This window comes from Pseudomonas sp. PWP3-1b2, assembly GCF_049896045.1.
GTDB classification, from domain to species: domain Bacteria; phylum Pseudomonadota; class Gammaproteobacteria; order Pseudomonadales; family Pseudomonadaceae; genus Aquipseudomonas; species Aquipseudomonas antarctica_B.
The window spans coordinates 66,157-79,440 of the sequence record NZ_JAFCTN010000031.1 but is presented as its reverse complement, the minus strand read 5'-3'; the positions used below and the strand labels follow the sequence as shown (position 1 = coordinate 79,440).

10 protein-coding genes and 2 pseudogenes are annotated in these 13,284 nt (G+C 60.0%); 5 read left to right on the top strand and 7 right to left on the bottom strand.

Annotation, left to right across the window (positions count from 1 at the left end; translation table 11 throughout):
• Positions 1 to 420 precede the first annotated feature (420 nt).
• The gene (locus ACP7A2_RS19585) at positions 421 to 636 is read left to right on the top strand and encodes a DUF6124 family protein (RefSeq protein ID WP_426135538.1); all 216 of its coding nucleotides are present in this window, start codon (positions 421 to 423) and stop codon (positions 634 to 636) included.
• A gap of 132 nt (positions 637 to 768) precedes the next feature.
• On the opposite strand, the gene trxC is transcribed toward ACP7A2_RS19585, so the two are convergent.
• Positions 769 to 1,203 (bottom strand): thioredoxin TrxC, encoded by a 435-nt coding sequence (gene trxC, locus ACP7A2_RS19580; RefSeq protein WP_426135537.1) that lies wholly within the window; start codon positions 1,201 to 1,203, stop codon positions 769 to 771.
• A gap of 224 nt (positions 1,204 to 1,427) precedes the next feature.
• Here trxC and ACP7A2_RS19575 point away from each other — a divergent pair, with 224 nt between their 5' ends.
• A complete protein-coding gene (locus ACP7A2_RS19575; protein WP_426135536.1) occupies positions 1,428 to 1,724 on the top strand; it encodes a type II toxin-antitoxin system HigB family toxin in 297 nt (98 codons plus the stop codon).
• A complete protein-coding gene (locus ACP7A2_RS19570; protein WP_426135535.1) occupies positions 1,721 to 2,122 on the top strand; it encodes a helix-turn-helix domain-containing protein in 402 nt (133 codons plus the stop codon). The genes ACP7A2_RS19575 and ACP7A2_RS19570 overlap by 4 nt, the downstream gene beginning before the upstream one ends.
• A gap of 3 nt (positions 2,123 to 2,125) precedes the next feature.
• Here ACP7A2_RS19570 and selO read toward each other — a convergent pair whose 3' ends face one another.
• From selO to ACP7A2_RS19545, 5 genes and pseudogenes are all read right to left on the bottom strand, one after another.
• On the bottom strand, positions 2,126 to 3,589 hold the full coding sequence (gene selO / locus ACP7A2_RS19565; RefSeq protein ID WP_426135534.1) for a protein adenylyltransferase SelO: 1,464 nt from the start codon (positions 3,587 to 3,589) through the stop codon (positions 2,126 to 2,128).
• Between the two features lie 48 nt (positions 3,590 to 3,637).
• Positions 3,638 to 7,021 (bottom strand): mechanosensitive channel MscK, encoded by a 3,384-nt coding sequence (mscK, locus tag ACP7A2_RS19560; protein ID WP_426135533.1) that lies wholly within the window; start codon positions 7,019 to 7,021, stop codon positions 3,638 to 3,640.
• 57 nt (positions 7,022 to 7,078) lie between these two features.
• On the bottom strand, positions 7,079 to 8,821 hold the full coding sequence (locus ACP7A2_RS19555; RefSeq protein ID WP_426135532.1) for a potassium/proton antiporter: 1,743 nt from the start codon (positions 8,819 to 8,821) through the stop codon (positions 7,079 to 7,081).
• Positions 8,822 to 9,049: 228 nt separating this feature from the next.
• Positions 9,050 to 9,649, bottom strand: a pseudogene (locus ACP7A2_RS19550) (methyl-accepting chemotaxis protein); the annotation flags it as partial.
• A 303-nt stretch (positions 9,650 to 9,952) separates the two neighbouring features.
• Positions 9,953 to 10,609 (bottom strand): annotated as a pseudogene (locus ACP7A2_RS19545) (MCP four helix bundle domain-containing protein); the annotation flags it as partial.
• 343 nt (positions 10,610 to 10,952) lie between these two features.
• On the opposite strand from ACP7A2_RS19545, the gene ACP7A2_RS19540 reads away from it, so the two are divergent.
• Positions 10,953 to 11,183: a hypothetical protein gene (locus tag ACP7A2_RS19540; protein WP_426135539.1), complete on the top strand. Its 231-nt coding sequence runs from the start codon at positions 10,953 to 10,955 to the stop codon at positions 11,181 to 11,183.
• Positions 11,180 to 11,473, top strand: coding sequence for a cell division protein ZapA (locus ACP7A2_RS19535; protein ID WP_426135531.1), 294 nt, complete (start codon positions 11,180 to 11,182; stop codon positions 11,471 to 11,473). Before ACP7A2_RS19540 ends, ACP7A2_RS19535 begins: the two co-directional genes overlap by 4 nt.
• Before the next feature lie 3 nt (positions 11,474 to 11,476).
• On the opposite strand, the gene ACP7A2_RS19530 is transcribed toward ACP7A2_RS19535, so the two are convergent.
• Entirely contained in the window at positions 11,477 to 13,279 is a 1,803-nt protein-coding gene (locus ACP7A2_RS19530; protein WP_426135530.1) for an acyl-CoA dehydrogenase, read from the bottom strand.
• Positions 13,280 to 13,284: the final 5 nt, after the last annotated feature.

Here is a 13,284-nt window from a genome sequence, read left to right as displayed (position 1 = left end):
GCATCACCTCGGTCTAACTGGCAGACCGAGGTGATGCCATCGCAGGCAAGCCAGCTCCCACATTTGTTTTGCATTTCTTCAGGTGGATTTGGATTTGTCCCACAGAGGCTGTAGGAAGGGTCTGGCAAGCGGGGTTCTGCCTTGTCTCGTTGCCTACAGATAAGCCAGAATCGCCCGGCTTGTGCGTCTGGATGGGCGTCTCTAAGGTTCTTCGGTCGCTGAATGTTCAGTGATCGGGTTTAGTAGCCCGTGGTGAGACGTACGGCAAATCTTCGGTCAGGACCTTCCTGAATTTGATGGTGGCTGTACGGAGGGCGCTTTCGAGCGCGCCGGTTGCGTCTCCCCGGTCTACTAACCTGCGTACAGCTGCCACCCTCCGTTTAGTAGCGGCGGGTTGCGGCTCTTGCTCGGAGACGAACCATGGTTAACCTTTATACCGTTGCACCTAACCTCCCCACCGAAACCCTCGTGCTCAACAGCTACGAGACCTTCTCGTCCGTGCGCACCTTATTACTCAACCTGTCCAACGACCTCACCGGCGAACACCGCGACGTGGCGCTAGCCATCCATCAACTAACTGAACTCGGCGTAATGCTGGTCGGCCAAATGATGGACCGCGAAGCCCCGCTGGCCTGAGGTTAAAACGCGATCAGTGTGGGAGCTGGCTTGCCTGCGATGGCATCACCTTGGTGTATCAGGCAAGCCGAGTTGTCTGCATCGCAGGCAAGCCAGCTCCCACACTGGTCAGCAGTGATCTTGAAATGTGTGTTAAATGCCTTGGCTGCGTAACCACGCCATCAACTGCGGCAACGGAAACGCCCCACTCTGGCGGGCCACCTCACGCCCGTTCTTGAACAGAATCAAACTGGGAATCGACCGAATCCCCAACTGCGCTGACAGCTGCTGATTCGCCTCACTGTCCAGCTTGGCCAACCGGCACTTGCCCTCCAACTGCCCAGCCGCCTGTTCAAACACCGGCGCAAACGACTTGCACGGGCCGCACCAGTCCGCCCACACATCCACCAGCAACGGCATATCGCCTTTGATCTGGCTGGCATAGTCGCCCTGTTTCAACTCAAAGGGCTTGTTCAGCAAAACGGGTTGCTTGCAGCGCCCACATTTCGGCGCATCGCCCAGGCGCTCGCCGGGGATGCGGTTTAGGCCGTTGCAATGCGGGCAGGGGATTACAAAAGGTTCGGACATGGTGGGCTTCTATGATGTGGCCAATGGATTCTATTTGGAGCCGGACTCAGGGTTTATCAAGGCGACTTATCCACTCACAGTTTCGCCAATGCTGATCTGAGTCGCGTATCTAAGCTGTCGGAGGCTGCTCCGTTTTGAGCCATTGGTCTGTTCATGGGTATAGCAAATTGCGATATTCAGAATTCGGGTTTAACCTTCATAGCAAGATGCGATAAGGACGTTGCATGCGAGTGATCAGCGAGAAAAGGATTTGGGAAGCAAAGGAAAAGTGGCCGCGTTCAGCAAGTGCATTAGATGAATGGTACCGCCGGATAAAGCGCAACAGTCCGGCTGACTTCGCTTCTATGAAAGGCATTTTTCCCGCAGCGGATAAAGTCGGGCAGCTTCATGTGTTCGACATTGGGGGAAACAAGCTGAGGCTAATAGCTTTCGTGCGGTACCAAAAGCAACGAATTTACATCAAGTATCTGTTAGATCACCGCGATTATGAACGGGACAACTGGAAGGAGAAAATCAGATGAGCGCACTCATTCGGCTCGCTGCTGAGCATTGGCAATTTGTTTCACCTTTACTGCGCAAGCCTAAAAACGAGGCAGATTACGATGAGCTGGTAACTGCTCTCGACGAACTGCTGGATCTGATCGGGGAGGACGAGTCAAATCCGCTGATGAGTCTGGTGGATATTCTCAGTGATTGGATTGAAGCCTACGATCATGAGCACCGCCCGATGCCCGTTGCCAGTGGTGCCGACGTGCTGCGCGCAATGATGCGCGAGCACGGCTTGAACCAGAGTGATCTGCCAGGTGTAGGCACACAGTCTGTTGTTTCGGAAATTTTGAGCGGTAAGCGTAAGCTCAACCTGCGGCAAATTCGGTGGCTGGCGGAGCGGTTTGGGGTGTCGGTTGAAACCTTTATTTGAGGTTTACGACGAACAACTGATCTCCAAATGCTTGCCCCAATCCGGCGGCCTTTGTGCGTATTGCTCCATACCCGGCTGTTCTTCAAACGGCTTGCTCAGCACTTCATGCAGCCGCCGCACTTCGCTGTAATCGCCTGACTCGGCAGCAGCGATGGCGTTCTGCGCCAGATAGTTACGCAGGATGTACAGCGGGTTCACCGCGTGCATCCGCGTGCGGCGTTGTTCTTCGCTGTAGTCGCCATCTCGCGCAACACGGGCCTTGTACAGTTCAGCCCAGGCATCAAACCCGGCAAGGTCGACAAAGTCATCGCGCAGACGCGCCACGGCCAGCGTCGCCGACTCGTCGCCCAGGCGCCGGAAGAACAGCGTGTAATCCACGCCACTGTTCTGCATCAGCTTCAATAACTGCTCGACCAGTTTCTGGTCATCGTCTTCAGCGGTGGTCAGCCCCAGGCGCCGACGCAACAGGTCCAGGTAGTGCGCTTGATACAGCGGCAGATAAAGGCCCAGCGCCTCTTTCAGCGCATCCACGCTGATAAAAGGCGTCAGCGCCTGCGCCAGCGCGCTGAGGTTCCACTGGCCGATCGGCACTTGATTGCTAAACGAGTAACGCCCTTCATGATCGGAATGGTTGCAGATGAAGTGCGCGTCAAAATCATCGAGAAACGCAAACGGCCCGAAGTCGAAGGTGATGCCGAGGATCGACATGTTGTCGGTGTTCATCACGCCATGGCAGAAGCCGTAAGCCTGCCATTTGGCGATCATTTCGGCATTGCGCTCGACAATTTCGCGGAACATCGCCAGGTAGGGTTCGGGCTGTTCGCGGCATTCGGGGTAGTGCAGGTTCAACACGTGTTTGGCCAGCTCGGCCTGCTGTTCGGGCTTTTTGGTGTAGTAGAAATACTCGAAATGCCCGAAGCGAATATGGCTGGGCGCCAGGCGCAGGACCATCGCGCCGCGTTCCTGTTTTTCGCGCCACACAGGCGTGCTGGAGCCGATCACGCACAAGGCGCGGCTGCTGGGGATGCCCAGCGCGTGCAGGGCTTCGGAGGCGAGAAATTCACGAATCGATGAACGCAGCACCGCGCGGCCGTCGCCCATGCGCGAGTACGGCGTCATCCCGGCGCCCTTGAGGTGCAGGTCCCAATGCTCGCCCGCCGCGTTGTACACCTCGCCGAGCAACAACCCACGGCCATCCCCCAGTTGTGGGGTGTAGCCGCCGAACTGATGCCCGGAATAAACCATCGCCCGCGGCTCCGCCTCGGCCCACAGCGTGTGCCCGCTGAACAGTTCGGCGAACACCGGCGTTTCGGCCACGGCCGGGTCGAGGTCGAGCAGGGCCATCGCGGCGTTGCTCGCCACCACCAGGCGCGGTTCGTCGAGGGGTTCTGGCAGTACGTGGGTTGAGAACGCGTCGCCCAGGCGTGCGAAGCGGTTGTCGAAGGTCAGTTCGTCGAGGGCTTTCACCGGCCATCTCCAGCAGAATGTCCGAGCATTCTGCTGGGGATAGACGCGTTAGTCGAGTTTGCTCGGCGGCGGTTCCGGCGCGTCCTCGACTTTACCGGCTGGCGGCTCAGGCACGTCGGGTTGCGGAGCAGGCCCGATGATGGTCTTGCGGTCATCCTCGGCAGGCACCAATTTGTATTCCTGCCCATTCATGTTCTTGAGGTACACCTCCATCTGCCGGAAGGAGATGTTGATGTGCTGTTTCTTGAACTCACTGTTGATATAGCGGTTGACCTCATCCAGCACCGGGTTGCGGTCACCCAGGTCGCGCACATGCATGCGCAGTTCGTGGTCGAGGGTGCTTTCGCCGAAGTTGAGGAAGTACACGTGGGGTTCCGGGTCTTTCAGGACCCGTGGGTTTTCCCTCGCGGCCTTGAGCAGCAATTCCTTGACCAGATCCAGGTCGGAACCGTAGTCCACGCCGAGTTTGAGCGTGACGCGGGTGATGGTGTCGGTCAGCGACCAGTTGATCAGTTGCCCGGTGATAAAGGTCTTGTTCGGGACAATGATGTCCTTGCGGTCGAAGTCAGTGATGGTCGTGGCGCGGATGCGGATTTTGCTCACCGTGCCCGACAGGTTGCCGATGGTGATGGTGTCGCCGATGCGCACCGGGCGTTCGAACAGGATCATGATGCCGGAGATAAAGTTGGCGAAGATCTCCTGCATCCCGAAGCCCAATCCTACCGACAGGGCCGCTACCAGCCATTGCAACTTGTCCCAGCTCACGCCGAGGGTGGACAGGGTGGAGACAAAGCCGACGCCGGCAATCACGTAGGACAGCAGCGTGGTGGTGGCGTAGGCGCTGCCTTGGGCCAGGTCCAGCTTGGACAGCACCAATACTTCAAGCAGACCCGGCAGGTTGCGCGCCAGGGCGAAGGTGATACCGATGATGATCAGTGCGCCGAGCATGTCACCGATGCTGATCGGCACCATGCTGATATTGGCGCCGGTGCCGCTGGTGTATTCGTAGAGGGTGACGTTGTCCAGGTAGGAAAATACCGAGATCAGGTCCGACCAGACCCAATACAGCGCGGCGATAAAGCCGCCCAGCAAGGCCAGGCGAATCAGGCGCATGGACTGTTCGTTGACCTGTTCGATATCCAGGGTCGGCTCTTCGATCACCGCTTCGCCATCGCCGGCTTCCTTGGCGGCCTGGCGTTTGGCCAGGGCGCGCGAATAGGCCAGGCGCCGTGCGGCAACCCCCAGGCCTCGCACGAAGGTGGCTTCGATCACCAGCCAGAACATCAGCAGGTACAGCGTGTTGATCAACCGGTCACTGAGTTTCAGCGCGGTGTAGTAATAGCCAAAGCACACGGCGATAAACAGGGCGACGGGCAGGGCGGTAAACAACAGGCCCATGGTTTTGCGAAACAGCGAGGCTTTTTCGTGGGTCGGGCTGTTCAGCAGCAAGCGGCCCAACAGCCAGGCCATCAGTGCGTAGCAAGTCAGTACCACGCCGATACCCAGCACGTCGTCGGCCAGCGCCGCCGGTTGGTGCTCGGCAATCGCCACCACGGCCACCAGGGCCAGCACTACCAGGCCGAGTTTGCGCACCCAGCCTTGCAGAAATTGGACTTGGGCCCTTTCCCAGCGGAAGTGCAATTCTGCCACGCCACCCTGTGCGAGGATCCGGTAGGCGGTATAGAACACCAGCCACGCCTGAGCCAATTGCAGCAATGCCGAGCCGAGGTTGGCGTTCTGCCCACGGGCGTCGATTTGCAGCGCGTAGCCGCACAGCGCCAGGCCCAGGGACACCGGCAGCGCCAGCAGGATATTGATCAGAATGGCCTGCGGCGTGTGCCACTGGCTGTCGCGCTTGAAGTGGCCGATGTCCAGGTGGACCTTGTTCAGGCGGTGGTACAGCGCTTTACGGCGCCACAGCAATGCGCCGATCAACAACAGCAACGGCAGGAACAGCAGCGGGCGCTGGGTCAGGCCGTCATACAGTTCGCTGACGCTGGAAGCCCACGGCAGCGTGGTGACTTGCTTGCTCAAATGCGCCGGGACGGTTTCCAGCCACTCGGTGTCCAGCGGCTTGTTGCTCGGGATCCAGAACATCTGTTCATCCAGCGTCGCGCGCAGGGTGGTCGCGGTGCTGAGCAGTTGTTTCTGGTTCAGTTGCAGGGTGATCGATTCGTTGAGCAGCGCGCTCAGTTCACGGCTCAGGCGCTCCAGCAGGTCGCTGCGGGTGATCGCCAGCTCCAGCAGGGTGCGGCGCAGCTGTGGGGTGACGTCTTCAGGCGGCTGGTTGGCCAGCAAGTTATCCACATAAGCGCTGGGCGAGCTAATCGACTCGCGCTGCTGATTGATCTCGAACTGGTACAGGCGAATATTGGCGATGTCGTCTGCCAGGTCGCGGTCCACGGTAAGGCGCGGCAGGGCCTGTTTCTGTTTATAGAGAATCTTGGAGAGCAACAGGCTGCCCCGCAGCACGTTGATTTGCTCGTCCAGGGCCGAGTCGCTCTGGGTCACGGTGTCCAGTTGTTGCTTGGTCTGCAGGTTTTTCTGGGTCAGGTCATTGAGGCGGTCGGTGCTTTTGAGCAGGTAATCGGACAGCTTCAGGTTGGCCGCGCTCTCGGTGGCCAAAAGGCTGCTGCCACCGGATTTTTGCGCTTCGATGGACTGCTGGGTGACTGTCTGCTGGGACTGCGCCAGGCGTTTCTGGTTGATCAGGGTTTGCAGGTCCTGGATCTCTTGTTCCAGGCGCGCGGTTTTCTCCACCACCAGGTCGTGCTGGCTGTTGCCCAGGTCTTGCAGTTGGCTGTTGCCGGCCAGTTCCTGGCGGCGCAGGGGGATCAGCGCGTTGAGGGCGGCCAGCTCGGCGTTCAACTGGTTGCGCTGGTCGGCACTGAGGGCCTTGCCATTGTCTTTGCCGGCCTTGAGGATCGAGTTGATCTGCTGGATGCGCGTCTGGCTGCTGCTGATTTCGGTCTGGGCGCGCTCGGGGCGGGTTTGCGCGGCGATGGTCAGGCTGTTGGCGTCGGCCAGTTCCTTTTGCAGGTCGCCTTGCTGGGTGCTGCGTTGCACCAGCAATTGCTCAAGCTGCGGCACCGGCAGCGTGGCGTAGCGTTGGGCCACCGGGACCACTTTGGTGGCCTTGAGCCGCACCAGTTCGCGCTGGTTGTCGGCGGTTTGGCGCGGCGCATCTTCCAGCTGGCGCTTGAGGTCGACGAGGCGCTGCTCGTAATCCTGCTGGTTACCCAGGTAGGTCAGGGTTTGCTGCAGGATCGCTTGCAGCGCCTTCATGTCGGCGTCGGGCAGCTTGCGGTCGGGCAGCTTGTCCAGGGTTTGCTGGATGGCGTCGGCGCTGGGCGGGTCGGCGGCGTATACGGAGCCGACGCAGAGGGTCAGGCCCAGCAGGGCAGTGGCAAAAAAGGTGCGCAGAATTGTCATGGATACCGGTCGAGCAAGGTGAAGAAGGTGGGGGGCGTGGCGCCACAGCCCCGCAGTTTAGAGGAAGAGTCCGGGGCCCGGGCGACTTCCTTCGGGGAATTTGACGCCGACTTTTCCGATCTTGTTCCCGTCCATGACCGCAACGGTCCACAGGGTGTTGTTCCACTCCACCTGGTCGCCGACAACGGGTGCGCCGCCGACTTTCTGGGTGATGAAGCGGCTCAATGGCATGTCCGGGTCGATGCCCTCGAGCTTGAGGCCATACAGGGCGGAAACCGCGCCCAGCTGGGCGTCACCTTCCAGTACGAAGTCGCCGAAGAAGCGCAAATCGAGGCCGCGTTGCGGTGCCTGGCTGAACAGTTTGCCCAGGGCCGGCAGGTTGTGTTCATGGCCGATTACGCAGAGCAGATCACCGACTTCCAACACCGTACTACCCGACGGATGGAGCAGTTGCTGGCCCCGGAACAGCGCGGCGATCCGCGTGCCTTCGGGCATTTTCAGCTCGCGCAGGGCCGCGCCGATGCACCATTTCTCGGCGCCCAGGCGGTAGACGAACAGCTCCCACTCGCTGGTGACGTGCACTTCCAGGGCCGCGCGGGAAATGGGCGCAGGGTCCGGCGGTACCGTCACTTTGAGCAGCTTGGCCACCCACGGCAGGCTCGTGCCCTGCACCAACAGCGACACCAGCACGATAAAGAACGCCAGGTTGAAGTACAGCTGCGCATGGGGCAGGCCGGCCATCAGCGGGAACACCGCCAGAATGATCGGGACCGCGCCGCGCAGACCGACCCAGGCGATAAAGGCTTTTTCGCGACCGTGGAACGCTTTGAAGGGCAGCAGGCCGACCATCACCGACAGCGGCCGCGCGAACAGAATCATCCACAGGGCGAGGCCCAATGCCGGCAGTGCAATGGGCAGTAAGTCGTGAGGGGTGACCAGCAGGCCCAGCACCAGGAACATGCCGATTTGCGCCAGCCAGGCCATGCCATCGAGCATATGCAAAATGCCGTGACGGCTGCGCACCGGGCGGTTGCCGATGACCAGGCCACATAAGTACACGGCGAGGAAGCCGCTGCCGTGCAGGGCGTTGGTCAGGGCGAACACGAACAGGCCGCCGGCGATTACCAGGATCGAGTAGAGGCCGGCGGCGAGGTTGATGCGGTTGACCATTTGCAGCATCAGCCAGCCGCCACCCAGACCGATGATGCCGCCGATGCCGAATTCGCGGATCAGGTGGGTCAGCAGGCTCCAGTGCAAGCCGGTTTGGCCGCTGGCGAGCATGTCGATGAGGGTGACGGTGAGGAACACCGCCATCGGGTCGTTGCTGCCGGATTCGATTTCCAGGCTGGCGGACACCCGTTCGTTCAGGCCCTTGCCGCCGAGCAGCGAGAATACCGCCGCGGCGTCTGTGGAGCCGACGATCGCGCCAATCAGCAAGCCTTGAATAATATTGAGGTTGAACAGCCAGGCCGCCGCCATGCCGGTGAGGCCGGTGGTGATCAACACCCCGACCGTGGCCAGCGATAACGCGGGCCAAAGTGCCACGCGAAAACTCGACACCCGCGTACGCAAGCCGCCGTCGAGCAGGATTACGGCCAGGGCGAGGTTGCCCACCAGGTAGGCGGTGGGGTAGTTATCAAAGATGATGCCGCCGCCGTCGACGCCGGCGATCATGCCCACGGCGAGGATGATCACCAGAATCGGGATGCCCAGCCGGGACGAAAGGGAACTCACCAGAATGCTCGCACTCACCAGCAACGCGCCGATCAAGAACAGGCTGTTGATGGTCGTCGCATTCAAAGGCAGTACTCCGGAAGCAGGGAAGACGAGGCGCAAACTGACCATGCAGTCTGCGTGCCAGCGATTCTAACCTGTTGAATTGCTGCGCTGTCAAAAAGCTTTTGTGGCAATACGCCAATCCAATGTGGGAGCTGGCTTGCCTGCGATGCATGCACCTCGGTGCGCCAGATTCACCGAGGAGATGCCATCGCAGGCAAGCCAGCTCCCACAGGGGAGAGGCGTTGTCAGTTAGAGGCGGAACCGTCCTACCATCCCGTTCAGGTCCACCGCCAGGCGCGACAGCTCGCTGCTCGCCGCGCTGGTCTGGCTGGCGCCCGTGGCCGATTGCACCGACAGATCACGGATATTCACCAGGTTGCGGTCCACTTCGCGCGCTACCTGCGCCTGCTCTTCCGCCGCGCTGGCGATGACCAGGTTGCGTTCGTTGATCTCAACAATCGCCGTGTTGATCGTCTCCAGCGACATCCCTGCGCCTTTGGCGATATTCAGCGTCGATTCCGCGCGTTCGGTGCTGTTGCGCATCGAATCCACCGCGTGTTCTGTGCCGGCCTGAATACTGCCGATCATCCGCTCGATCTCGCTGGTCGATTGCTGGGTGCGATGGGCAAGCGCGCGCACTTCATCAGCCACCACGGCAAACCCACGGCCTGCTTCACCCGCCCGCGCTGCTTCAATCGCCGCGTTCAAGGCCAGCAGGTTGGTCTGGTCGGCGAGGCCGCGAATCACGTCCAGCACCTTGCCGATATCGCGGGACTCATTGGCCAGGTCGCCAATCAAGGTGGCGGTGGCCTGCACGTCGCCGCTCATGCGTTCGATGGCGCTGACGGTTTCCTGCACCAGGTCGCGGCCATCGCCAGCCGAGGTGGTGGCGTTGCGCGACGCTTCGGAGGTGCTCACCGCATTGCGCGCGACTTCTTCGACGGCGCTGGTCATCTCGTTGACGGCGGTGGCGGCTTGTTCGATTTCGTTGTTTTGCTGGGTCAGGCCACGGGCGCTTTCGTCGGTGACAGCGTTCAGCTCTTCGGCGGCAGACGCCAGCTGGGTGGCCGAGCCAGCGATGCGTTGCAGGGTGTCGCGCAGCTTGTCCTGCATCTTGGCCATGGCGGCCAGCAAGCGGCCAGCTTCGTCGTTGCCTTCTACCTTGATCGGGCGCGTAAGGTTGCCTTCGGCGACTTCTTCAGCGGCTTCCAGTGCCAGGGAAATCGGCACGGTGATGCTGCGGGTCAGCAACCAGGCGAACAGCACGGTCAGTGCTGTGGCGATGATCAGCAGGCCCACGACAAGGCTGAAGGCAGAATCGTATTGATCCTTGGCGGCCTGATTGGTGGCCAGGGCCATCTTGCTGTTGATCTCCACCAAACGGTCCAACACGGCGTTGATCTTGTCGGAGTTGGCCAGCAATTCGGTATTGAGCAGCGTGCGCAGCTCATCCAGTTGGTTGGCGCTCGACAGCGCCTTCATGCGTTCTTCAATCTGGCGGTACTGGGTGAGCAATGGCAGGTATTCGTTATAGGCGGCGCGTTCTTCATCGCCGTCAATCAGCTTTTCGTACACCACTTGGGCGGCACGAATCTGCTGGTTGCGTGTTTCAAACGATTGCAGGGTTTTTTGCTGTACGTCCGGCTCGCGGTTGGTCAGCAGGCGGTAGGACAGCACGCGCAGACGCAGGGTCAACTGAGTGAATTCGTCCAGGGCGCGAATGCTCGGCACGCTGCTCAGGGTGATGTCGTCGGTGGCTGCGCGGATCTTGCTCATCTGATTCAAGGCAAACACACCGAGAAACAGCATCAGTGCGCCTATAAAAGCAAAGCCGAGGAACGCCCGCGGAGCGATATTCATATTACGTAGGGACATGCTGAGATCCTGCAAGGACCGCGATCCGTGCGGGCTTGAAATGAGAGTGTGTAATTTCTATCGGCCATGCGACTAAAGTCTTAAACCCGTGCGCGCTTTTGTCGCATCTGACGAGGGGTTTGGCCGATTCAGGAACCAGATGGGGTAAATGCAGTCACTAAGGCTCGAAAGTGCGGCCCGGCCCTTAAAAAACGGGCTGTACGCCAGGGATAACCCTGGCATCCGAGGTGAATATTCTTTATCGTCACCGCCCTTTGAAAAAGCCCGAGAAATCAAAATGTTAGAAGAATCCCTCAGCCAGCTTGAACAGCTTGTCAATGACCTCGTACAGCACAATCACGACCTGTTGAGCAGCAACGAATCCCTTAAGGCAGAACTGGCCCGCGCCAGGGATGAAAACGACAGCCTGCAACTGAACCTGATGGAGCAGGAAGAAAAGCACGGCGCCACCGCGGCGCGTATTCAAGCATTGGTTGAGCGCGTGAGCGCAGGGCCTGTCAGCGCATGAATGAAGGGATAAAGGTCGTTTCGATTCTCGGTGAGGATTACTCGATCAAGGCGCCGGAAGGGGAAGATCAAACCCTGCTGCACGCGGTGACCATGCTCAAGGCCTCCCTGGCCACCACCAAGAAAAAGTACCCGACCCTGATCGGTGACAAATTATTGGTACTGGCCGCCCTGAACCTGTGCGCCGAGCAAATCGAAATGAAAAAGCATCACCAGCAGGAACTCGACCGTTACCAAGAGCAAGTCAGCGCCACGGTCGACGTAATTTCCAAGGCGATCGGAACGCCTTAGGGGTTAGAACCACTCATCCTGCATACCGAGGCACGTGTCATCGCGTGCTTCAAGAATCGCCAGTTCGTGATGGCAGCTCGGTACTTCCCAGGTCAGGAAGTACCGGGCGGCCTGGAGCTTGCCTTTATAGAAGGCCACATCCGCCGCATTCCCCTTGGCCAGGCCCTCTTCGGCGCGTATTGCCTGTTCCAGCCAGCGCCAGCCAATCACCGTGTGCCCGAATACTTTCAGGTACAGCGCCGAATTCGCCAGGCTGCTGTTGACCTTGCCCTGAGCGAGATCCGTCAGCAGGCCAATCGTCACGCTTTGCACGCGGTTCACCAGTTGCTCCAGCGGCTCTCTTAATGCGCTCAGGCTTGGGTATTGCTGTGCCCGCGCGCCCGTTTCGGCGATCAGGCGAATCAGTTGTTTCAGCCCGGCACCACCGTTTTGCGCGAGCTTGCGCCCCAGCAAATCCAGGGACTGAATGCCGTGGGTGCCTTCATGAATCGGGTTCAAACGGTTGTCGCGGTAATACTGTTCCACCGGGTATTCACGGGTGTAGCCGTGGCCGCCGAGAATCTGGATCGCCAGTTCGTTGGCCTTGAGGCAGAACTCCGACGGCCAGGATTTGACGATGGGCGTGAGCAAGTCCAGCAGTTCGTGGGCTTGCTTGCGCTCTGCTTCACTTTCCAGTGTGGTGGTGTCGTCGAACAAGCGCGCGGCGTACAGCCCGAGATCGAATGAGCCTTCGACATAGGCTTTCTGGGTGAGCAGCATGCGCTTGATATCAGCGTGCTGAATAATCGACACCGGCGCGGTGCTCGGGTCTTTGCTGTCGGGCAGGCGGCCTTGCGGGCGTTCGCGGGCGTACTCCAGCGAGTACAGGTAGCCGGCGTAACCGAGCATCACCGCGCCCATGCCGACGCCGATGCGCGCCTCGTTCATCATCTGAAACATGCAGCTCAGGCCTTGATGCGGTTTGCCTACCAGATAGCCGACGCAGTGACCGTTATCGCCGAAATTAAGCGCGGTGGACGTGGTGCCACGCCAGCCCATCTTGTGAAACAGGCCCGCTAACAGCACGTCGTTGCGTTCGCCGAGGCTGCCGTCGTCGTTGACCAGGAACTTGGGCACGATAAACAGCGAGATGCCCTTCACCCCGGGCGGCGCGTCCGGCAGTTTGGCCAGCACCATGTGTACGATGTTTTCCGACAGCGAATGGTCGCCGCCGGAAATGAAGATCTTGTTGCCCTTGAGGCGATAGGAACCGTCAGCCGCCGGCTCTGCGCGTGTACGAATATCCGACAGAGATGAGCCTGCATGCGGCTCGGTCAGCGCCATGGTGCCGAAGAAACGGCCGTCGATCATCGGTTGCAGGAAGCGCTGTTTCTGCTCCTCGGTGCCGAAGCTTTCAATCAGGTTGGCGGCGCCCATGGTCAGGAACGGGTACGAGGTTGACGCGGCGTTGGCAGACTGAAAGTGTGCGAAGCAGGCTTGGGACAGCAACGTCGGCAATTGCATGCCGCCCGCTTCAAAGCTGCGGGCAGCATTGAGAAAGCCGGCTTCGAGAAAGGCGTCGACGGCAGGTTTGACTTCCGGAATGAGGATGGCCTTGCCATCTTCGTAGCGCGGCTCGTTTTCGTCGTTTTTGCGGTTGTGCGGCGCGAAGTACTTCTCGGCAATGCTGCGCGCGGTGCTGATGGCGGCATCGAAGGTTTCGCGATTGTGTTCGGCAAACCGCTCGCGCTGAGTCAGGCCCTCGGCATCGAGGACTTCGTACAGCTCGAAAGCCAGATTGCGGGAACTGAGCAGCGTCTCGGACATGGCGG